This is a genomic window from Nocardia sp. NPDC046763 (assembly GCF_040645495.1).
GTDB lineage: Bacteria > Actinomycetota > Actinomycetes > Mycobacteriales > Mycobacteriaceae > Nocardia.
This window is the reverse complement of record NZ_JBEYYI010000017.1, coordinates 166,170-189,503: the sequence shown is the minus strand read 5'-3', so window position 1 is coordinate 189,503 and position 23,334 is coordinate 166,170. Positions and strand designations below refer to the sequence as shown.

General features: G+C 71.2%; 10 protein-coding genes. 1 reads left to right on the top strand and 9 read right to left on the bottom strand.

What is annotated here, in order from left to right; all coding sequences use genetic code 11:
• Nucleotides 1-15: 15 nt before the first annotated feature.
• The 3 genes from ABZ909_RS26635 to ABZ909_RS26625 all read right to left on the bottom strand — a co-directional run bounded on the left by ABZ909_RS26635 (nt 16) and on the right by ABZ909_RS26625 (nt 2,663).
• Nucleotides 16-1,284, bottom strand: coding sequence for a deoxyguanosinetriphosphate triphosphohydrolase (locus ABZ909_RS26635; RefSeq protein ID WP_357004368.1), 1,269 nt, complete (start codon nt 1,282-1,284; stop codon nt 16-18).
• Nucleotides 1,285-1,287: 3 nt separating this feature from the next.
• Nucleotides 1,288-1,866, bottom strand: coding sequence for a YdcF family protein (locus ABZ909_RS26630; RefSeq protein ID WP_357004418.1), 579 nt, complete (start codon nt 1,864-1,866; stop codon nt 1,288-1,290).
• Nucleotides 1,867-1,985: 119 nt separating this feature from the next.
• The gene (locus ABZ909_RS26625; RefSeq protein WP_357004365.1) at nt 1,986-2,663 is read right to left on the bottom strand and encodes an MBL fold metallo-hydrolase; all 678 of its coding nucleotides are present in this window, start codon (nt 2,661-2,663) and stop codon (nt 1,986-1,988) included.
• A gap of 78 nt (nt 2,664-2,741) precedes the next feature.
• Here ABZ909_RS26625 and ABZ909_RS26620 point away from each other — a divergent pair, with 78 nt between their 5' ends.
• On the top strand, nt 2,742-4,736 hold the full coding sequence (locus ABZ909_RS26620; RefSeq protein WP_357004362.1) for a TPM domain-containing protein: 1,995 nt from the start codon (nt 2,742-2,744) through the stop codon (nt 4,734-4,736).
• Nucleotides 4,737-4,777: 41 nt separating this feature from the next.
• Here the strand turns inward: ABZ909_RS26620 and ABZ909_RS26615 are convergent, their stop codons facing one another.
• From ABZ909_RS26615 to ABZ909_RS26590, 6 genes are all read right to left on the bottom strand, one after another.
• Entirely contained in the window at nt 4,778-5,383 is a 606-nt protein-coding gene (locus ABZ909_RS26615; RefSeq protein WP_357004359.1) for a response regulator transcription factor, read from the bottom strand.
• Nucleotides 5,380-6,603 carry a sensor histidine kinase gene (locus tag ABZ909_RS26610; protein ID WP_357004356.1) on the bottom strand — a complete coding sequence of 408 codons (1,224 nt, stop codon included), beginning with the start codon at nt 6,601-6,603 and terminating at the stop codon, nt 5,380-5,382. The genes ABZ909_RS26615 and ABZ909_RS26610 overlap by 4 nt, the downstream gene beginning before the upstream one ends.
• On the bottom strand, nt 6,587-7,357 hold the full coding sequence (locus ABZ909_RS26605; RefSeq protein WP_357004353.1) for an ABC transporter permease: 771 nt from the start codon (nt 7,355-7,357) through the stop codon (nt 6,587-6,589). Before ABZ909_RS26605 ends, ABZ909_RS26610 begins: the two co-directional genes overlap by 17 nt.
• Complete coding sequence (locus tag ABZ909_RS26600) at nt 7,354-8,304, bottom strand: ABC transporter ATP-binding protein (RefSeq protein ID WP_357004350.1); 951 nt, start codon at nt 8,302-8,304, stop codon at nt 7,354-7,356. The genes ABZ909_RS26605 and ABZ909_RS26600 overlap by 4 nt, the downstream gene beginning before the upstream one ends.
• A 91-nt stretch (nt 8,305-8,395) precedes the next feature.
• A complete protein-coding gene (locus ABZ909_RS26595) occupies nt 8,396-9,835 on the bottom strand; it encodes a molybdopterin-dependent oxidoreductase (RefSeq protein WP_357004347.1) in 1,440 nt (479 codons plus the stop codon).
• Nucleotides 9,836-9,918: 83 nt separating this feature from the next.
• The gene (locus ABZ909_RS26590) at nt 9,919-23,331 is read right to left on the bottom strand and encodes an amino acid adenylation domain-containing protein (protein WP_357004344.1); all 13,413 of its coding nucleotides are present in this window, start codon (nt 23,329-23,331) and stop codon (nt 9,919-9,921) included.
• Nucleotides 23,332-23,334 lie beyond the last annotated feature (3 nt).

The window sequence follows — 23,334 nt, the reverse complement described above, 5'->3', positions numbered from 1 at the left end:
CCGGTTCCACCGGATTCAGGGTATCGCGGCGGCGACCCGTTCCAGGCGGCTCTCGGTGTAGGACGCGATCTGGTCGACGATCACCCGCACCCGTGCGGTATCGTCGCCGGCCGCCTCCCACCACGGCAGCAGCAGCCGGTCCAGCCCGTGCGGAGCGGCGGCCAGCAGCCGGTCGGCGACCAGCAGGATGCGTTCGCGCTGCCCGGCCTGGCGCACCCGGTGGATGGGGTCGGAGAGCACGTAGCGCAGCGCCATGGTCTTGAGCACCGCGACCTCGGCCGCCACGATGCGCGGCACCTCCAGATCGGCGGTGTAGCGCGACAATTGGCGTCCGCCCCAGGCGGCGCGGGTGGCCTCGACCGCGGCGGTGGCGAAGCGGCCCACCAGGTCGCTGGTCAGTCGTTTCAGGGCCACGGAGGCGCGCAGGGAGCCGTCGTATTCGGCGGCGGCGGAGACCACCGGCATCTCCGAGAGCCGCTGGGCGGCGGCGACCAGTTCCTCCAGTGTCAGCGAAGGATGCTGACGCGCACCGAGTTCCGCGAGCGCGACCTGTTCGACCGGGTCGGCCAGCGCCCGCAGATCGATGCGGCCCACGATCACCCCGTCCTCGACATCGTGCACCGAGTACGCGACATCGTCGGACCAGTCCATGATCTGCGATTCCAGGCACTGGCTGCGATCCGGCGCACCCTTGCGGACCCAGTCCAGGCGCTCCATGTCGACCCCGTACGCGCCGAACTTGGAGCCGGGACCCGTTCTGCCCCAGGGGTATTTGATGACGGCGTCCAGTGCGGCCCGGGTCGGGTTGAGCCCGAAGCTGACCCCCTGATCGTCGATGACCTTCGGCTCCAGCCGGGTGAGGATGCGCAGGTTCTGCGCATTGCCCTCGAAACCGCCGTGCGCGTGGGCGAACTGGTCGAGTGCCTTCTCGCCATTGTGGCCGTAGGGCGGATGGCCGATGTCGTGCGCCATCCCGGCCAGATCCACCAGATCGGGATCACAGCCCAGGCTGTCGGCGATGCTGCGGCCGATCTGGGCGACCTCCAGCGAATGGGTCAGCCGCGTGCGCGGTGTGTCCCCGTCGCGCGGACCCATTACCTGCGTCTTGTCCGCCAAACGTCGCAGCGCCGCGGAATGCAGCACCCGCGCCCGATCTCGCGCGAATTCACTCCGCCGGGCCGGGCACGGCGACCAGCTCAGTCCCGCGGTCCGCTCGGTTTCGGGCACCATTCGTTCCCGATCGGCTTCGGAGTACACACCGTCATAGTCGATACGCGCGTTCATCACTCACTGATCCGCCGTGTATTTGAAATCCGCCGAAAAATGGGTCAGCTGGTACCAGAGCAAGGCGAAGGTCTCGCGGAAAATGCCGTGCGCCTGCGATTCCCGGGTGTACACCGCCGGGCCGGTTCGAGTGGGCGCGGTCCAGGCGGCCAGCCCGGCGTCACGCATCATGGTGCGGGTGCGCAGCGAATGCCAGGGGTCGCTGACCAGCACCACCGACGACTTGCCGCGCGCCAGTAGCGCTCTCGACACCGCCTCCACGCTCTGCAGGGTGTCGGAACCGGTTTCGACGGCCAGGATCCGACCTTCCGGCACGCCACGGTCTTTCAGATAGTTCTTGCCCGATGCCGCCTCGGTGTAATTGTCACCGACCTGCTTACCGCCCACGGTGACGATCATGGGCGCGATCTGCTTGCGGAACAGCTTGTACGCCTGGTCGAGTCGCGCCTCGAACACCGACGAGGGCGTGCCGTCGTACTGGGCCGCGCCCAGCACCACGATGGCGTCGGCGGGCGTGTAGTCGTCGATGCGGGCCACCTGCCAGACCCGCACGGCGGTGCCGCCCACCACCAGGACGCCCATGAGCAGCGAGCCGACCAGCAGTCGCCGGGCCCAGCGCAGCACACCGTGTCCGCCCGGGAGGTTGACGGAGGTCGTGTCCCGGATCAGCCGGTCCGGTTCGGTCGGGCGGTTCCGGAGTTTCACCAACCGCGTCGCCGCCACTCGGGCAACTGCGGGCGCTCCACGCCGAGGGTGGTGTCGTCGCCGTGGCCTGGGTACACCGCGGTGTCGTCGGGGTAGCGGCCGAAGAGTTTGGTCTCGACATCGCCGAGCAACGAGGTGAACTGCTCCGGCGAGAGGGTGCGGCCTACACCACCCGGGAACAGCGAATCGCCGGTGAAGAGGTGAGTGCGGCCGGCGCCGTCGGTGAGGGCCAGTGCGACCGAGCCGGGCGTGTGCCCGCGCAGGTGGATGGCTTCCAGCTCAAGGTCACCGACCTGGATCCGGTCGCCCTCCGCGAGCAGCCGGGCCGGGGTGACGGGCAGCGGCTCAGCGTCCAGCGCGTGGGCGGCGGTGGAAGTCTCGGTCGCCTTCGCGACATCCGGCAGCGCGATCCAGTGGTCCCGGTGCTGATGCGTGGTGACGATCAGCTCCACCCGGCCCGGCGCCTCCTGGCCGATGAGCTCGAGAATCCGGTCCGCCTCATTGGCGGCGTCGATGAGCAGCGTCGCGCCGGTGGCGGCGCACTGCACCAGGTAGGTGTTGTTGTCCATACGGCCTACCGACATTTTCACGATGCGCGCACCCGGCACCTCACGCTGCTGCGGGTTGGAGCCGGGCGAGACGTGTCCTGTGTAGGGCGAATCGATCGTGATCACTCCCCGATCGTAGTCATGGCCGTCGACACAGTGTGCAGAAGAAACCGACCCTCAGCGTTCCAGAGTTAGATTCGAAGCATGCGGCCACCGAAGCAGCTGTTCCTCCTCGTGATCGGCTTGCTCCTGGCCTCGGCCCTCGTCGGCCGGTGGGCCGCACCGGCCACGGCCGAAGCGCCGCTTCGGTTGCCCGGCTACGTGACCGACAATGCCGGCGCGCTCGATCGGGGGCAGACCGCGGAACTGCAGCAGGCCGTCGACTCGCTGTACTCGCGCGACCACGAGCGGCTGTGGGTCGTCTACGTGCGCAATTTCAATGGGATGGACTCACATTCGTGGGGCGAGCAGACCGCGCGGCTGTCCGGGTTCGGAGATCGGGACGTGTTGCTGTCGGTGGCCATCGACGATCGGGCCTACGCCTTCACGGGAACGCTGCCCAAGTCGGTCAGCGACAAGGACCTGGACAAGCTGCTGATCGACCAGGTCGAACCCAAGCTGCGGGACGGGGATTGGGCCGGAGCCGGGCTGGCCACGGCGAGCGGGCTGTCGCACGCCATGAGCGGGTCCGGTGGCGTCGTTCTCGGGACGCTGCTGATCCTGGCGCTGGTGGGGGCGCTGGCGGTGCTGGGCGCGTGGCTGTGGTCACGGCGGCGAAAGATGCGGCGCGAGCGCTCGGTGATGGACTCGGCCCGCAAGACCGATCCGACCGATACCGCGGCGCTGGAAGCCCTCCCCCTGGTCGTCCTGGACGCGGTGTCCAAGGAAACCCTCGTCGACACCGACAACGCCATTCGCACCAGCACCGAGGAATTGCGGCTGGCCACCGACGAATTCGGGACCACCGCCACCGCGCCGTTCACCGCCGCGCTCACCGGCGCGAAGAACGCGCTGGCCAAAGCCTTCTCGATCCGCCAGCAGCTCGATGACGATATTCCCGAGACACCCGACCAGCAGCAGCGCATGCTGGTCGAGCTGATCACCAGCTGCGGCAGCGCGAATCGGGAACTCGACGCCAAGGTGGGCGAATTCGACGCCATGCGCGATCTGCTCATCAATGCCGGGGAGCGGCTGGACGCGCTGACCCGGGCCATGGTGGAGCTGACCGCGCGGCTGCCGAAATCGCAGGCCATGCTCACCCAGCTGGTGGCCGATCACCCGGCCTCGGTGATCGCGCCCGTCCGCGACAATGTGAGCATGGCGCAGGAGCGAATCGGCTTCGCGGAGCAGACGATCGAGGACGGCCGGGCCGCGGTCGCCAAACCCGTCGGCCAGCAGGGCGCGGCGGTCGCGGACATCCGCACCGCCGAATCCGCCGTGGGCGCCGCGCGCACGCTGCTCGACGCGGTCGACACCGCCGCCGTCGATATCGACCAGGCCCGCGCCGGATTGCCCGCGATCATCGAGGAACTGCACCGTGACCTCGCCACCGCGGCCGGACTCTCCGAACACGGCGGGACCGAATTGCCCAGCGCCACAGCGGCTGCCCGCACCGCGCTGGACCAGGCCACCACCGACGCGGCCACCAACCCGCTCGGCGTCTTCCGGCGGGCCATCTCCGCCGACACCGCCCTCGATCAGGCCATCGCGTCCGCAACCGACCGCAAGCGGGCAGCCGACGACCTGCGCCGCCGCCTCGACCACACCCTGACGGCCGCCCGCAGCCAGGTCAATGCCGCCGCCGACTTCATCAGCACCCGCCGCGGCGGCGTGGACGCCGAACCCCGCACCCGCCTCGCCGAGGCCCAGCGCAGCCTCGAACAGGCCGAGCAGCTCGCACCCACCGATCCGGATCGCGCACTGCAATCCGCCCAGCGCGCAGCCGAACTCGGCGCCCGTGCCCTCCACACCGCCCAGGCCGCCGTCCGAGACTGGCAGGCCCGGCAGCACCGCGTCACCTCCGGCTCCCAAACCGGCGCCATCCTCGGCGGCATTCTCATCGACGGCATGCTCCGCGGCATGGGCAACGAATACCGCTGCGGCGGAGGAGGTTTCGGAGGAGGGGGCAGCAGCTACGGGCCCGGCTCCTTCGGCGGCTCCGACGGCTCCCGCCGCATCAGCCGCGGCGGGAGGTTCTGAGGTCTGCCCGGACGACGATTCGAACGCGCAAGGAGCACAGGTCAGAGCCAACCGAGACGTTCGGCGGCTCGTACTGCTTCGGCTCGGGTTCGGGTGCCTGTCTTGCCGATTGCGGAGGACAGGTGGTTGCGGACCGTGCCTTCGGACAGGTGGAGTTGTTGGGCTATCGCGCCGGCGGTTGCGCCGTTGGCCGCGGCGGCGAGGACCTCGCGTTCGCGGGCGGTCAGGGGTGAGGTTCCGGCGGTGAGCGTTTCGGTGGCGAGGGCGGGGTCGACGACGCGCAGGCCCATGTGGACTCGGCGCACGGCATCGGCCAATTCCCGGGCGGGCGTGTCCTTGACGACGAAGCCCGAGGCGCCGGCGTCGATGGCGCGGCGGAGGTAGCCGGGGCGGCCGAAGGTGGTGACCATGAGGATGCGGACCTCGGGGTGGGCCGCGTGCACCTGCGCCGCGGCCGAAATACCGTCCTGGCCGGGCATTTCCACGTCCAGCAGGGCCACGTCGGGGGCGGTGCGCGCGACCGCGGCGAGGACCTCGTCGCCCCGGCCCACCTCGGCGACCACCTCGAGGTCGGGCTCGAGGCTGAGCAGGGCGGCGAGCGCGCCGCGCACCAGGGCCTGGTCGTCGGCGAGCAGCAGTTTGATCATTCTGGGTCCTTGATGGTCGCCGGAAAGCTTGCCAGCACCCGCAATCCGCCCTCCGGCCGGTTGGCCAGGGTGAGGATGCCGCCGGTGGCCTGCACCCGCTCGCGCAGGCCGGACAGGCCGGAGCCGGTGCGCGCCGAATCGTTCATGCCGACGCCGTCGTCGGACACCTCGATGCTGGTGGGGGTGACCAGCACCCGGCAGTGGGCCGCGCCGCTGTGCCGCACCACATTGGTGACGGATTCACGCAGCACCCAGCCGAACACCACGCTGTGACGAATCGGCAGGTCGTCGGAATCCGGTAGCTCGGCCTCGATTTCGGCGGCGCGAAGCGCGGTGCGGGCATTGGCCAGCTCACCCGCCAGCGACACCTCACGCAGGCCGCCGACGGTGGTGCGCACTCCGGCCAGGGCCTCCCGGGCCAGCCGCTCCACATCGGCCATCTCGGTCCTCGCCCGGTCCGGGTCGAGATCGATGAATCTTTGCGCCAGTTCGGTTTTCACCGTGATGACGGTCAGCGAGTGGCCGAGGATGTCGTGCACGTCGCGCCCGACCCGCAGTCGTTCCTCCGCCACGGCCAGCTCGGTGAGCTGCTTGCGCGCCAGGTACAGCTGGTAATTGCGCACCAGGATCACGCGAATCCCGCCGACCGCGAAGCCCGCCAATGCGATCGACTGGATGAGCCCGTAGCCCGGCGGCTGCCCGGTGGCCAGTTGCGGTGCCACCCCGAACGCCACGATCAGCGCCAGCTCCAGCGGGATCGCCCACCGGACCGGTGCGCTGAAGCCGATATAGGAGGCCATGTAGACGCTCATGCCCAGCACCACGGAATGCAGCGTGACCGCGGCCGCCGCGATCAGAACCGCCTGCGTGGCCAGTGGAATCAGCACCGTCCGCAGTTCGGGATCGGGCGGCCACGCCCCGCTCACCGGACGGCTGCCCCGCACCAGCCTCCAGTACGACCAGATGTAGCAGGCGCCGAAAGCCACGATCACCGCGAGCGTGTACACCCGGGCCATCGGGTTGTCCAGCTCCCAGCCCCGCCGCAACGGCTCGATCAGATACACGGCCCACACCGCCGCGAACACCGCCCCGAACCGCCGACGTCGCCGAATGCCCTCTTCCTCCGCGTCCACAGAGCCGGACGCTACACCGAACAGGACCGGCCGGGCGGTGCGCTCGGCCGGGCCGGCGTCCCCGGATTGCTCAGCGTGCGGTGTCACGGCGGAAGAGGTAGGCGGAGCCGAGGATGAAAACGGCCGCCCAGGTTAGGACGTTCACAATGGCCAGGACGATGCCCGCGGCGCTGGGCTGGGCGAAGGGGGCGCGGGCGAGGACGGCTATTCCGTTGGTGGGCACCAGTTTCGAGACGATCTCGAACCAGCCGTGCAGCGGGTTGAACAGGCCGCCGGCGAAGGACAGCAGGGCCAGGGAAACGCCGAGCAGCTGCATGACGTTCTCCGCGGGCAGCAGATAGCCCATGAACAGGCCGAAGGCGGCGAAGACCAGCGAGCCCAGCCAGGCGATCAGGAAGCAGCTCGCCCACGCCGACGCCGGCAGGTGTGCGCCGAAGATCGCTCCGGCCACGAAAACCACTGTCACCGACAGTAATCCGAGCACCATGGCCACCAGGATCTTGGTGGCGATGTAGGCCAGCGGGTGCAGCGGGGTCAGCCGCAGCTGGCGGCTCCAGCCCGCCGCGCGTTCGACGGCCACCCGGGCCGCGCCGGTGGAGGTCGCCAGCAACGCGCCGTAGACGGCCATAGAGACCATGACGTAGCCGGTGGCATTGCCGGTGCCGAAACCCTCGCTGCGATAGCCGGCGCTGGTGCCGAAGATGATGAAGAACAGCGGCGGCATGACCAGGGCGAACAGGACCGTGCGCTTGTCGCGCAGGGTGCGCCGCAGTTCCAGGTTCAGGAAGGCGGGCCGGAAGCCGCCCAGCTGTCGTGCGGGCCGGGTGTCGAGGGTGGTCACCGGTGGTCTCCCGTCGTGGTCAGGGCGAGGAACGCATCCTCCAGGTTGTGTCCGGAGATCTCCAGATCTACGGCCTCGGTGGCGGTCAGCAGATAGCGAGCCACCACGTCGGAGTCCTTGGCGCGCACGATGATCCGGCTGCCCCGCTGCTCCACCTCGTCGACGCCGGGCAGGGCGAGGAGCCGCGCCGGATCGGCGGCGGGCAGGGTGGCGCTGACGGTGCGGCCCGCGGCCAGGTTCTTGATCCGGGCGGCGCTGCCGTCGGCCACCACCCGCCCGGCCCGCACCAGCACGATGCGGTCGGCGTAGGCGTCGGCCTCGTCGAGGTAGTGGGTGGCGAACAGGACGGTGCGGCCGAGGCGGGCGTCGTCGCGGATGGCGTGCCAGAAGTCGCGCCGCCCTTCGACATCCATGCCGGTGGTGGGTTCGTCGAGCACGACGAGGTCGGGATCGGGCAGCAGGGCCAGCGCGAAGCGCAGCCGCTGCTGCTGGCCGCCGGAGCATTTGCCGACGGGCCGGTCGGCGATGTCGTCGATCCCGGCCCGCACCAGCACCTCCCTGACCGGGCGCGGGCTCGCGTGCAGGGTGCTGATCAGGCGCACGGTCTCGCCCACGGTCAGGTCCGGCAGCAGCCCGCCGGACTGCATGACCGCCGAAACCCGGCCCCCGGCAATGGCTTCCGCGGGTGTCGCGCCGAAGACCCGCACCTCTCCCGCGTCCGGCCGGGCAAGGCCGAGCAGCATATCGATGGTCGTCGTCTTCCCGGCCCCATTGGGCCCGAGGAAGGCGACGATCTCCCCCGGCCGCACCGTGAGATCCAGTCCGTCCACGGCACGCACCGTCCCACCGGGCGCGGCGAAAGTCTTGACCAGACCCCGTATCTCGATGGCCGGAGCCGACCCGTGCCCGGGTCGCTGGACCGCAAGGCCATCAGCAGTAGCGTTCATAGCTCCACTGTCGGCCGCCGGGGTCCGCGGCACCTCCGTCGTCCGTCACTACTCGGGCATGACAGATGTCATGGCCGGTGCCCGCGGCGGACTAGGCGGTGACCGTGACCGTGTGCAGGCCGCCCGGGCCGAGCGGGAAGGGCGGACGTTCGGCAGAGTTCTGGACCTCGCCGGAGCGGCTGGTCACGCGGGCCTGGAGGGTGTGGACGCCCGGCGGGAGATCGACGAGGGTGCGCCAGCGCCGCCAGGCGGCCGGCGCCAGTTCGGAGCCGAGTTCGACCGGGAGCCATTCCGTTTCGTCGATGCGGATTTCGACACCCGCGACCCCGTGGGGCGGGGCCCAGGCCACGCCCGCGACCGTGAACTTGCCGGAATTCGTGCCGCCGCAGGTGGCCACATCGATGCGGGCCTGCGGGCGCACCCACAGCGGTTCGACCGGCCAGCCGCGCTTGCACCAGTAGTCGACATGGGTGTCGTCGGCCAGTTCGAGCTCGGTGATCCACTTCGCGCCGGAGTACTGCCCGTAGATGCCGGGTACGAAAACCCGTGCGGGGAAGCCGTGTTCGGGCGGCAGCGGTTCGCCGTTCATGCCGATGACCAGGTAGCCGGACCATTCGCCGGTGCGCAACGGTTCCAGTGGCAGCGAGATGGTGTAGCCGTCGGCGGCGCGGGTGACCAGCCGGGTCGCCCCGGCTTCCGGGACGGCGTGGTCGAGCAGCGCGGTCAGCGGGACACCGAACCAGCGGGCATTGCCGCAGCGGCCCGAGCCGACCGTATTGTGCACGCACACCATGACGGCGTCGAATTCCACGGCCTGCTCGGCCAGTTCGGCCAGCGACAACCGCAGGTGATGGGCCACCCGGCCGCCGATGGCCAGCCGCCACTGGGCGGGGTCGATGCGCGGTGGCCGCGAATTCACGTCCGCCACATAGAATTTGCTCGCAGGCGTGATCAGGGGCGACAGTCCCGGTTCCACCCCGAGGCCGTCCTCGGGGACGGGTGCGTGCGCGCCCCACGACCCGGACCGCCGTGCCACCTCGCGGTGCCGCAGATCCTCGCGGCGCACCAGCACCTCGGCGGCCGCGAGCATGGCGGTTCCCGCTGTCGCCCACAGCAATTCGTGACGGGTCCCGGTGGAGCGGCGCAGTCCCGCGCGCAGCAGCGCCGCCGCGGCCATGCCACCGGCCACGCCGGGCACCGACCGGTTGACGCTGCGCAGTGCCGCGGCCGCCGTTCCCGCGCCGAAGGCCATCGCGGCGGGGGTCCGCAGCCACGCCGGCAGCAGAGCCATCCCGGCGGCCGCGGCGACGCCGCCGAGGGCCACCCCGAGCCGGGTCAGCTCCTTGTCGTGCTCCCCGGCCTGCGCCACCATGGTCTCGACCACCGGCACGGGCGCGTAGTCGGCGGCCAGCCGCCCGATTCCGTCGAGCACGGACCCGCCCCTGGCCGCGGCCAGCAGCTCGCCCGCGCCGAGCGCACCCAGCCCCACCGCCGCCGCCCCCAGCAGTCGCCGTTTCCCGTTCACCGACACTCGCCCGAACCTTCCGTAACCAATCGGGTTTCCAGTGCCATTCTTCCCCAGCGGCGGCGCGGGATCGCGCGCTTTGCGCGGCATCACCGCCGCAGGTAGGCGTCCACGAGGGGTCCGATGACGGTCAGCGCCTGGGCGGTGATCATCTCGTTGTGGCTGTACGGGAGCGGCCGATCCTGGATGCTGCCGCCGATATAGGGCTGCCAGGTGGTCACGTTCGGATTGGGGTCCGGGTTGTGGGCGGCGGTGAAGAAGAGCAGGTCGCCGTCGAATACCTCGTGCTCGTGGGCCGCGATCTGGCGCAGCAGGTGTTGCAGATCGCTGTAGAAGTTCTCCAGTTCGGTTGCGGTGAAGGTGATTCCGGACGCCGCCAGCAGATCCGCCGCCTGGGCGGGCGTGAGGTGCTCGAGCTCCGGCGGGATGTCGATGCCGCCGAATTCGGCCAGCAGCATCGAGAGCGGCGGCAGGGCGCTGTCGTCGGGCACCGCGACGTCGGCGCGCGAGTCGATCATGACCAGCGACGGCACCTCCGCACCGCGGCGGCGCAATTCGACGGCCATGGCGTGCGCGAGCGGCCCGCCCGCCGAGTACCCGAGCAGGTGGTACGGGCCCTCGGGCTGGACGTGGAGGATTTCCTCGACGTACCGGACGGCCAGCTCGCGCACGGTGCGGTCGGCGGTGCCGCCGTCGGTGACGCCCGGCGACTGGATGCCGTAGATGGGGCGGTCACCATCGATGTACTGCACCAATCCGCCGTAGCACCAGGCCAGTCCGATGGCCGGGTGCACGCAGAACAGGGCCGGCGCGTCGCCCTGCGGGCGCATCGGCAGCAGCACCCGCATAGACGCCTCCACCCCCGGCTGGTCGGCGGCCTCGACCAGGCGCTCCGCCAGCGCGGCCGGCGTCGGGTCGAGGAACATCCACTGCAGGGGCATGGGGATACCGGTGTGCTCGCGCACCAGGGTGACGAGGCGGACCGCTCCCATGGAGTTGCCGCCGATGTCGAAGAAGTTGTCGTCCACGCCGATTCGCGGGGATTCCAGCACAGTCTCGAAGGCGTCGACGAGGGTGCGTTCGGCGTCGGTCCGCGGGGCGCGGTAGGCCCGGCGGGCGGGGGCGGGCCGCGGATTCACCACGGCGGCGTCGTCCTGGGGATGCACGATGAGCGCGGGCAGCGGGGTCCCCTCGGCAGGCGTCACGGCGAGCGTGCCGATCGCCTTCATCGGGGAAGCGGTCGCCGCGTCCAGGAGCGCGAGGAAGCCGTCGACCATGGTGGCGGCGGTACCGCGATCGAACAGGTCGGTGGTGAAGGTGAGGGAGGCGGTGATGCCCGCCGGTTCCCCCGCCGCCCCGAACTGTTCGGCCAGCATCCATTCCAGATCGAACTTCGATCCGGGTGCGGGCGCCTCCATGGGCCGAATCTCCAAGCCGGGCAGCGTGGTTGCCTCGGTCTGCAGGTTCTGGAAGGCGAGCAGCACCTGGAACAGCGGGTGGTGCGCCGTGGAGCGGGCGGGGGCCAGCGCCTCCACCAGCCGCTCGAACGGCAGGTCCATATTGCCGTAGACGGCCAGGTCGGCCTGCCGCACGGCGTCGAGGGTGTCGGCGAAGCCGGCGGCGGGATCGAGCTGCGAGCACAGGACCACGGTATTGACGAACATGCCGACCAGGTCGTCGAATTCGCCGTCGCCACGGCCCGCGACCACCGAGCCGATGGCGATATCGGTCCGGCCGGACAGCCGCGCCAGCAGGACGGCCAGTGCGGTATGCACCACCATGAACGGGCTGGCACCGTGGCTGCGGGCAAGTACCTGGATGCGGTCGTGAACCGTTGCGGGAACGGTGAATTCGATGCGGTCGCCGGATCCGGACGGAACCTCCGGGCGCGGGCGGTCGGTGGGCAACGCGTGAACCTCGGGCACCCCGGCCAGGGTGGTGCGCCAGAACTCGAGCTGACGGCTGGCCAGGCTGCCGGGATCGCGGTCGGAGCCGAGCAGTTCGTGCTGCCACAGCGCGTAGTCGGCGTATTGCAGCGGGAGCGGAGTCCACTCGGGCGCCACCCCGCTCGAGCGAGCGACGAAGGCGTACATGACATCCCGGGCCAGCGGGGCCATGGACCAGCCGTCGGCCGCGATGTGGTGCACGGCCATGGCCAGCACCGTGCGGTCCGGCGCGACGCGGAGCATGCAGACCCGCAGCGGCGTCTCGCGGGTGATGTCGAAGCCGCGGGACAGCTGGACGATCAGGGCCGCCGCGATATCCGCCTCCGCCACCTCGAGTTCGGTGATCGGCAGCAAACCCGCCGTCGCGGGCAGGATCTGCTGGTACGGATGGCCGTCCGGCCCCACCGGATAGATGGTGCGCAGTGTCTCGTGCCGGGCGACGACATCGTCGAGCGCCTCGTGCAGCACCGAAATATCCAGTGCACCAGTGATTTCGAAGGCCCCCGGGATGTTGTAGAGCGGCGAGGCGGGGTCGTAGCGGTTGAGGAACCACATGCGCTGCTGCGCCGCCGACAACGGGACGCGCTCCGGACGCGGACGCGGTCCCGGGCGCGGACGATCCGATGCGCCACCGGAGGCGACGAGCGCCGCCAGCTCGGCCACCGTCGGGGCGTCGAACAGGGCGCGTACCGGGATGGCCGTGTCGAGTGCCGCGCCGAGCCGCGCCACCACCCGGGTGGCGATGAGCGAATTGCCGCCGAGGGCGAAGAAATCGTCGTCACGCCAGACCTGGTCGACGCCGAGGACCTCGGCGAAGGCCGCCGCCACCGCCGTCTCGACGGGCCCCTCCGGCGGTCGCTGCTCCCCGGCCACCAGCTGCGGTGCGGGCAGAGCATCGAGGTCCAGTTTGCCGTTGGCGGTGCGCGGCAGGTCGGGCAGCACCGTGATGGCGGACGGCACCATGTAGGACGGGAGTCGTTGCGCGGCCGCCTTCTTCAGAGCCACGGGATCGGGTTCCGTGCCGTCCGCGGCGACCAGGTAGGCGGCGAGCATGCCGCCGCGCCCGTCGTCGCGGACCACCGCGACCGCGCGCGCGACCGTGGGCTCCGCGGTCAGCGCCGCCTCGACATCACCCAGCTCGATGCGCAGGCCGCGCAGTTTGACCTGGGTGTCGGTGCGGCCCAGGTATTCCAGGTTCCCGTCGCGACGTCGTACCAGGTCGCCGGTGCGGTACATGCGCCGGCCGGCCGGGCCGTGCGGGTCGGCCACGAACCGAGCGGCGGTCAGGTCGTAGCGGCCGAGATAGCCGCGCGCCAACCCGATTCCCGCGAGGTACAGTTCGCCGACCACGCCGTCCGGGACCGGGCGCAACCGGTCGTCGAGGACGAGGGTCCGCATGCCGGGCGCGGCCCGGCCGATGGTGATCGGCGCACCGGGATGCACGGGCGCGCCGGTGGCGGTCACCGTGGCCTCGGTAGGCCCGTAGTCGTTGAAGTGGTTGCGGCCCTTGGCCGCCCACGCGTCGACCAGTTCCGGCGGGCAGGGTTCGCCGCCGGTGACGATCAGGCGCAGATCGTCCAGGCCGGACGGATCCACGGTCGACAGCGCCGAGGGCGTGAGCGCGATGTGCGAAACCCGTTCGCGTGCGAGGAGTTCACCGAGCTCGGGTCCGGCGAAGACGGTGGGGGGCGCGATCACCAGGGTGGCGGCCGCGCCCACCGCCATCAGCAGTTCCACGACGGAGGCGTCGAAACTCGGTGACGCGACGTGCAGGACCCGGGATTCCGAGGTGAGTGCATCCCGGTCCCGCTGCGCGGCAGCGAGATTCGCCAGACCAGCGTGGGAGACCACAACCCCCTTGGGTGCGCCCGTCGATCCCGAGGTGAAGATGACGTACGCCGGATAGGCTGCGTTCCTGCTGATTTCATGAACCGCGACCGGATACTCCTCCGTGTCACGGTCGTCCAGGCACCACCATTCCACCGTGCCCGGAAGTCGGTCCCGCTGCGAGCGCACGGTGAGACCGAGACATACCCCCGAAACGTCGATGATCCGGGCGATCCGATCCGGCGGATAGGCCGGATCCACCGGAACGAAGGCCGCCCCGGTCCGCGCGACGGCCCAGATCGCCAGCACCGATTCGATGGACCGCGGAATGCCCACGGCCACCAGTGTTTCCGGTCCGGTGCCGGCCGCGGTCAGCCGCCGCGCCAGCTGCTCGGCCCGTGCGTCGAGCTCACGGTAGGTGAGCCGGCGGTCCCCGCAGACGACGGCGAGGCCGTCCGGGTTCGCCGCGACCGCGTCGGCCATGAGGTCGGCCAGCATGCGGGGGGACGCGACAGGTTCCGCGACCGCGTGCAGCCGCTCGTACTCTGCGGCGGTGAGCAGGGGAAGATCGCCGACCGGGCGGGCGGGTTCGGCCGTGATCTCGGCCAGCACCCGCACCAGTCGGCCGGTGAAGTCCGCCATGGTCGACGCATCGAAGAGGTCGGTGGCGTAGCAGCAGCGCAGTTCCATGCCGTCGGTGTCGCCGATGACCGTGAGGCTCAGGTCGAAACGGCTATTGGTCTGCGGCAATTCGAGCGGGGACACGGTCAGCCCGGGCAGCTGGAGCTCCGGCATGGCCAGGTTCTGGAACACCAGCATGACCTGGACGAGCGGGTGCCGGGAGTCCGACCGGGCCGGGGCCAGCACCTCCACGAGCCGCTCGAACGGCACGTCCGCGTGTTCGAAGGCGGCGAGATCGGTGTCCTGCACCCGATCGAGAAGCGCGGCGAAACCCTCCTCCGGGCAGACACCGGTGCGCAGCACCAGCGTGTTCACGAACATGCCGACCAGGTCGTCGAGTTCGCGCACGCCGCGCCCCGCGACCGGGGTGCCGACCACCACGTCCGCGGTGCCGCTGAGGCGGGACAGCAGCACGGCCAGTGCGGCGTGCACCACCATGAACGGGGTCGCCCGATGCGCGCGGGCGCAGCGGTCGATCGCGGCGGTCAGGTCCCGGTCCACGCGGGCGGTGCATTCGGCCGCCCGATGCGAGGCGCGGGCCGGACGCGGCCGATCCGTCGGCAGCTCCAGATGATCCGGCACCCCGGCGAGGGTGTCCGACCAGTATTCGAGCTGCCGGGCCGCCAGCGAGTCCGTGTCCGCCTCGAAGCCGAGCCGATCCCGCTGCCACAGCGTGTAATCCGCGTACTGGACGGGCAGCGGCTCCCACGCCGGCGCCTGCCCAGCGGCTCGCACCGCATAGGCGGCGGCCACATCGCGGGTCAGCGGGGCCATCGAGAAGCCGTCCGTCGCGATGTGATGCGCGACCAGCACGACCACGTGTTCTTCGAACTGGCCGTCCGTCATGGCGCGCGGACCGTAACCGGCTGCGGCCGAGCTCATTTCGTGATCGCCGACAATGAACACCTGGACCCGGAGCGGGACCGCCGCGGTGACATCGAACCCACGGCCGATGGTGTCCGCGACGACCTCGGGTAGCCGGGCGAGGGACACCGGCACCGGTTCGAGGTCGAGCGGGACGTCCTCGGCGGGGAGCACCCGCTGCATGCCGACGCCGTCGATATCGGGGTAGACCGTGCGCAGCGTCTCGTGGCGGTCCAGTACATCCCGCAGCGCGGCGCGCAGGGCGTCCTGGTCCAGGTGGCCCGAAAGACGCAGCGCCACCGGAACGTTGTAGGCCGGGGAGGCGGGGTCGTAGCGGTTGACGAACCACATGCGCTGCTGGGCCGGGGAGAGCGGGACCAGGTCGGTGCGCTCGGTCCGGGTGAGAGCGGGTGCGGCGGTGTCGATCTCGGCGGCAGACAGCCGCACGGCCAGGTCGGCGACCACCGGGGCCTCGAAGAGCGAGCGGACCGGAACGGCACGGCCCAGGTGGGCGGTGAGACGGGCGGCGACGCGAGTCGCGATGAGCGAATCGCCGCCGAGCGCGAAGAAGTCGTCGCGAGCACCGACGCGATCCAGCCCCAGTACCTCGGCATAGGTCTCGGCGATGGCCACCTCGGCACCGGCCGGGACGACGTATTCGGCCTGTACCAGTCGGGGTTCGGGCAGGGCGCGCAGGTCCACCTTGCCGCTCGCCGTCAGCGGCAGCTCCGGCAGCACCTGCAGGCCGGCGGGCATCAGGTAGCGCGGCAGCCGGCCGGAGGCCCAGGCCAGCAGTTCCGGCACCGACGCCGGATCCGACAGTGCGACATACGAGCACAGCGTCATCGCACCGGCGGAATTGCGCCGGGCGACGGTCACCGCGGCCTCGATGCCCGGATGCGTCAGCAGGACGGCGTCGACCTCGCCCGGCTCCACCCGGATGCCGCGGATCTTCACCTGGAAGTCGCTGCGACCGGCGTACTCGAAACCGTCCGCGGTGCAGCGCATCAGGTCGCCGGTGCGGTACATGCGCTGCCCGGCGGTGAACGGGTCGGCGACGAACCGGCTCGCGGAAAGCGCTGCGCGACCGGCATAGCCACGCGCCAGCCCCGAACCGCGCACATACAGTTCGCCGACCGCGCCCAGCGGTACCGGGCGCAGCCAGGCGTCCAGCACGAGCAGAGACGCTCCCGGCACGGGGTGGCCCAGCAGGGTCGAGGTGCCGGCCGTCATCGGGTCGCCGAAGCTCGCGGCGATCGTGGTCTCCGCCGGGCCATAGGAATTCACGAACGCGCGACCCTGGCCCAGACGTGTCACCAGCGCGGGCGGGCAGGGTTCGCCACCCATGACGACCGTCCGCACTCCGTGCAGGTCTGCGGCATCGAGGGTCGCGAGCACGCTCGGCGTACAGGTCAGGTGGGTGGCAGCGCCCGCGCGGATGGCGACCGCCAGCTCCGCACCCGCACTCGCCTCCGGCGGTGCGACGACCAGCGTCGCTCCGGCGGCGAACGCGGACATCCACACGAGCATGGCCGCGTCGAAAGCCGGGTTGAGGCAGTGCATCACGCGCGAATCGCGATCGATGCCACCGCGTTCCGCCATGGCCGCCGCCATATTGGCCAGCCCGGTGTGCGAGACCACGACACCTTTCGGCGTGCCCGTGGACCCCGAGGTGAACACTACATAGGCGGCATGCTCCGGGCGCAGGGGCGCGAGCCGGTCGGTATCGGTGACCGGCTCGGCGGACAGTGCCGCGCACTCGGCGGCCGGCGTATCGCTGTCCAGCCGCAACCATTCCACCTCGCCGGGCAGATCCGTCACCTGATCCGAGGTGATTCCCAGCACCGCACCGCATTCCGAGGCGATGGCGCTCGTCCGCGCCGCCGGTTGCGTGACATCCACCGGCACGAACGCCGCCCCGGTCTTCGCAACGGCCCACACCGCGACCATCGACATCACCGATCGCGGCAGGGCCACCAGCACCACCCGCTCGGGCCCGGCGCCGTCTTCGATCAGCCTCCGGGCCAACCGATTCGACGCGGCGGCCAGCTCGGCGTAGGTCAGCTCGGCAGTGCTGCGCGCACTGTCGGCCGGCGATGCGGCGCCGACGATCGCCGGTGTGTCCGGGTATCCGTTGGCGGACAGGAGATCCGGGAGGAGCTGTACCTCGCGGGACTCGGCTCCGGGTCGGATCGAGACCAGAACGTCGGGGTCAGTGCCGCGCAGCCCGGCGGCGCGGCGGCGCGAGTCGCCGGTGAGGTCGGCCAGCAGGCGGGACAGCGATGCTGCCAGCGCATCGGCCTGATCGGCGTCGAAATAGTGTGGGGAGCGGGTCAGTTCGAGGCGGAGGCCGTTGTCGGCGTAGGCGGCCAGCGAGAGGGGGTAGTGGGTGCCGTCCTGGGCGCGCAGGGACGTGACGGTGAGGTCGGCCTGGCGGGTGGCGGCGGTGAGGGTCGCGGCGTCCACCGGGTAGGACTCGAAGACGGTGGCGGTGTCGAAGAGCGGGCCCAGGCCGGTGGCGGCCTGGATCTCGTCGAGGCCCAGGTGCTGGTGGTCGGCCAGGGCGGCCTGCTCGCGCTGGACGCGGGTGAGCAGGTCGGCGATCGATTCGGCCGGGTCCAGGGCGATGCGGACCGGGACGGTGTTGACCAGCATGCCGACCATGCGCTCCGCGCCGGACAGTTCCGGCGGGCGGCCGGACACCGTGGCGCCGAAGACGATGTCGGAGCCGCCGGTCTGCTCGGCCAGCAGCAGCGCCCAGGCCACCTGCACGAGGGTGTTCACAGTGACCTGGCAGGCCGCGGCCGTGCGGCGCAGGGCGTCCGGCAGACCGTCGGGCAGGGGCACCTCGTGGGCGACCGGGGCGGTCGCGGCGTCGGCGCGCGGTGCGGTCGGGGCGATCAGGGTCGGGCCGTCGAGGCCGGACAGGGACTGCGCCCAGGCCTCCCGGGCCCGGTTGTTGTCGCGGGTGGCCAGCCACTCGAGGTGCGTGCGGAAGGGGGCCGGCGTCGCGAATCCGGTGTCGTCGCCGGAGGTTTCGTAGAAGGCGATGAGTTCCGCGAACAGCATCGGCATGGACCAGCCGTCGAGGATCAGGTGGTGGTTGGTGATGACCAGCCGGAAGCGCCGCTCCCCCGCCGCGATGCACAGGAATCGGATCAGGGGCGGATGGTCGACCGAGAACGGTTCCCGCAGTTCGGCCGCTGCGATCTCGTCGAGCTCCTCCGGCGTGGCGCCGACCGCCTCCCGATAGGCGCACGGCACCGCGACCTCGGCCGGAATAACCTGCACTGCACCGGTATCCGAGACCAGGAAGCCGGCGCGCAGCACATCGTGGCGGCGGACCAGCGCCTCGGCGGCGGCCGTCAGCCGGTCGCGGTCGAGGTCGGCCTCGACATCGATGATCGCCTGCACGGAGTAGCCGTCCGGGCCGCCCGCGGCCAGTTGCGCCTGGAACAGCAGACCGCGCTGCAGCGGCGTCAGCGGCCAGGCATCGGCGAGACGGCCGAAAGCCCGCTCCCACGATTCGATCTCCGGCTGCGCGACGGTCAGCAGCGGCAGATCGGCGGGGGTGAGGCCACCGGCGTCGGGTCGCCGCACCAGCTCGGCGATCTCACCGACGGCCGAAAGCCATTCCCGCGCCAGCGCTTCCACGTCCCCCGCCGCGACGGCGTGGCCGGCGAACTGCCACACCGCCCGGATCCGCGGCCCGCTCTCCGACTCCAGCGTGACCGCGTCCACCGAGATGACCGCCGCCAGTGGCATATCCGGATCCGCGAGCCCGCCCAGCCGATCCCCCATCGCGACCGGCAGCCAATCGCCCACGGCGAGCTCGGGAATCTGCCCGAGATAATTGAATCCGATCTGCGGATCCGGCAGTGCCGCGAGCTCCCGGGCCGTCCGGGTGTTCAGGTAGCGCAGCAGCCCGTAGCCGAAGCCGCCGCGCGGCACGGCCCGCAGCTGTTCCTTGACCGTCTTCAACGCGCTGTCCGCGCTGGCCGCGCCCGAATCTCCTTCCACTGCAACTGGTCCCAGCCGCACCGGCACCTGCGTGGTGAACCAGCCGACCGTCCGCGACAGGTCCGCCCCGGGTACGGCGGCCTCGTCGCGGCCGTGCCGCTCGACCGTGACCACGGTGCCGGCGGCGACCGCATCCTGCCCGTCCCGCCAGCGCGCCAGCGCCAGCGCGAGGGCCGCCAGCAGCGCGTCCTCGACGCCGCAGCGGTAGGCGCCCGCGAGCCGGGCGATCAGCGCCGCCGACACCTCGCCCGGCACCTCGATATCGATCCGCCGGGCGGTCCGATGGGTGTCCACCGCCAGGTCCAGCCTGCGCCGCCCGATCAGGGCGTCCGGGGCCAGCACGTCACGCCAGTACCCGAGTTCACCGGCAGGCCAGGGCAATTCGACGGCCTCCGAGTCATCGGCCGGCGCGCTCGGGATGCCCGGTGACGCCAGCGCCTCCAGCGCATACGCCCAGGTGCGCACCGAGGTCCCGGTCTCCCGCAGCTCGGGTTTCGTCCCCGCCGCGGCCTGCGTCCAGGCGGACATCAAGTCGGGCAGCAGGATTCGCCACGAGACCGCGTCACAGGCCAGGTGGTGCACCGCGATCGCCAACCGGCCCGGCCGCGCCGGACCGGCGTCCAGCCAGTTCAGTGCGATCATCACACCCGCCCGCGGATCCAACCGACCGGCGGCCGATGTCAGCGCTCGGTCGATCGCCGCCCCGGACACGTCGGCCGCCGCGCAGTCGTCGTGTGTCAGCAGCGCCGCCGCCTCGATGTCATCGGCCGGCGGAACGTCCAAGCGGAGCCCGTCGTCGGTGTCGACCAGGCGGGCGCGGAGCAGATCGTGGCGGTCGAGCAGCGCCTGGACGGCGCGCAGCAGCACCGGGAGTTCGACCCCGGCCGGAACCTGGACCACCATCGACTGGGCGAAGTGCCGCCAGCCGGGACGACCGAGCAGCCAGGCCGCGATCGGCGTGAGCGGCAGGCGGCCGACACCACCGCCCGGCAATTCGGGCAGCCGCTGCGGGCGGTCCTCCAGCCGGGTGACCACGGCCGCCAGGGCGGCCGGGGTGCGGTGCTCGAAAACCTCACGGGCGGAGAAGACCAGGCCCGCGGCGCGAGCGCGCGACACCAGCGTGATCGCCATGATCGAATCGCCGCCCAGGGCGAAGAACGAGGTGTCCGGACCGGCCTCGGTCCCGAGAATCTCCGCGAACAGGCTGCAGAGCAGGCGTTCGGTGGCGGTGGCGGGCGCGCGACCGGACATCGGTTGCGCCACCACGGGTTCCGGCAGCGCGCGGCGATCCACCTTGCCATTGGCGGTGAGCGGCAACGCGCCCAGCACGGTGACGGTCGCCGGGACCATATACGGCGGCAGGCGGTGGGCGGCGTGATCCAGCAGCTCGGGCTCGGTGATCACCTGACCGGCGTGCGGAACCACATACGCGGCCAGTACGGTGCCGCCACCGGGACCGGGCCGCGCCACCGTGACCGCGATCTCCACCGACGAGTGCGCGTTGAGCACGGCGTCGATCTCACCCAGCTCGATCCGCATACCGCGCAGCTTCACCTGGAAGTCGCCGCGGCCCACATACTCGAGCACGCCGCTCTCGGTCCAGCGCACCAGATCTCCGGTGCGGTACATGCGGGCCCCGGCCGGACCCGACGGGGCGGGCACGAAACTCTCGGCGGTCAGCCCGGGACGGCCGACGTACCCGCGTGCCACCCCCGGCCCGGTCACGTACAGCTCCCCGGCCACCCCGATCGGCACCGGCCGCAGCCAGCGATCCAGTACCAGCATCCCGGCACCCGGAATGAGGTCGCCGAGCCCGGCATTCACGCCCGGCACCAGCCCCCGGGTATAGGTGACGGCCACCGTGGTTTCGCTGGGACCGTACGAATTCAGCAGGTCCCGCCCGATCCCGAAGCGCGCCACGATATCCGGCGGCGTCGGCTCCCCGCCCGACGACACCGCGCGCACCCCGTCGAGCGCATCCGGCTCCAGCGTGGACAGCACCGCGGGTGTCGAACACACCTGGGTGATGCCGAAATCCCGGACCAGCCCGGCCAATTCGACGCCCACCACCGGATCCGATTCGGCCACCGCCAGGGTCGTGCCCGACGCGAACGCCATCAGCCATTCCAGCACCGACGCATCGAAACTCGGGTTCAGGCACTGCAGGACCCGCGCACCGGGCTCGACCCGGTACGCCGCCACGATCGCCGCGGCCAGCCCGGCCAATCCGGCATGGGTCACCGCCACGCCCTTGGGCACCCCGGTCGATCCGGAGGTGAACACCACGTACGCCGGATTGCCGACCCGCGGCCGCCCTCGCACCTCCTCGGCGGTGAGCGGCGGATCGGACGGCGCCACGTCCTCGTCCAGCAGGTTGTCGAGGGCGATCCAGTGGACCGAATCCGGCAGCGTGGCAGTCGATTCCGCGAGGGTCAGGCCGATCGTCGCGCCCGCCTCGGCGGCAATGCGCGCCATGCGGTCGGCGGGCAGCGCGGTACCCAGCGGCACGAACGCCGCGCCGGTCTTGGCCACCGCCCACAACGCGACCATCGCCTCGACCGAACGGGGAAGTGCCAGCAGCACGGTCGATTCCGGTCCGACGGCCGCGGTCTCCGGCATGCCCGCCCCAGATTCGGCAGCGCCGGCCCGCGCGATCCGGCGCGCCAGCCGATTCGACAGCGCGTCCAGCTCGCCGTAGGTCAGCCGCCGGTCGCGGCCCATGACGGCCACCGTCTCGGGTCCGGCGCGGCGCAGGCCGTCCGCCAGGATCTCCGGCAGCAGCTTCGGCTGCGGCGCCGCCGGCCCTTGTGCACCCGCCAGCACCGGCTGCTCGTCGGCCACCGTGTAATCCAGTGCAGCGACAGGTGTTCCGACCTCCGCCTCCAGCAGCGAATCCAGCACGGCGAGGAATCGCCGGTGATGCCTGCTCAGCGAATCCTCGTCGTACAGGCGCGGATTCGCGGCGAAGTCGACATGGATCGGCGCGCCCGCACCGTGCTGGTAGAAGTTGACGAACAGGTCCTCGATCGGGCCCGAGGTGACCACGTGCAGGCTCGACTCCACGCCCTCGAAATCGATCCCGGCCGGGAACATCATGATGTTGATGACCGGCCCGGTCATGCCGCGCCCGAACTCGTCCCGATCGCCCTCGTCCCGCATGTCCTCGTGGCGGAAACGCTGATGCCGCAAGGCCCCCGACGCCGCCACCCGCACGGCATCCAGGACCTCCCCCACCCGTCCCGCGCGCGGCACCGGCACCCGCAGCGGCACCACATTGGCGATCATGCCGCCGGAACGCCGCAGCACCGCGGTGGTGCGGCCGGACACGGGCAGGCTCAGGACCACGTCCTCGGTGGCCGTGAGCCGGGCGTAGTACAGCGCGACCGCGGCCATCACCACGCCCGCCGAACTGGTGTCGAAACGGCGGGCTGCGCTCGCCAGCCGCGCGGCCGTCCGATCCCCCAGCTGGGCGCGCGCCTCACGGGCCAGCGCACTCGCGGGCGCGGTGGCCCCGACCAGGCTGCACCGGTCGGGCATGCCCGCGGTGACCTCGCGCCAGTAGCGCTGGTCGGTGGCGTACCGGCTCGATTCCCGGTACGCCGTCTCCGACTCGTGCACGTCCAGCAGCGAGGCCGCGGTGCCGGGAGGCGCCGTTTGCCCGCGCACCGCGGCGTTGTACAGCTCGGCGACCCGATACAGCATGGTCATCGAGCCGAATCCATCGATGAGGAGGTGGTGTGCTCTGGTGTACCACAGGTGATGGGACTCACCGACCCGGATCACGGTGGAGATCCTGGTCTCTGCACCGAACAGCTCGATCGGCGCGGCCACATCCGCGCGCATCCACTCCAGCGCGTCCGCAACAGGGTCCGGCCGGTCCTGGAAGTCCAGGAAGCCGACCGTCGCGTCCAACTCGGTATCGACCACCTGATACGGCCGATCCTCGATCTCGACGAATCGCAGGACACCGGAACCGAATTCACGCGCTGCCTGTGCCCCCACGAGCCGCAGCACCGCGAGTTCCAGCGGTCCGTGCATCTCGATGTACTGGGCCTCCGACAGCGGCACCGCCGGATCCAGTTGCTGCGCATAGAACATCCCCAGCTGAGCCGGGGAGAGTGGGAAGACGGTGGCGGTCCGATCCGCCGCGATCTCACGTGCCATTAC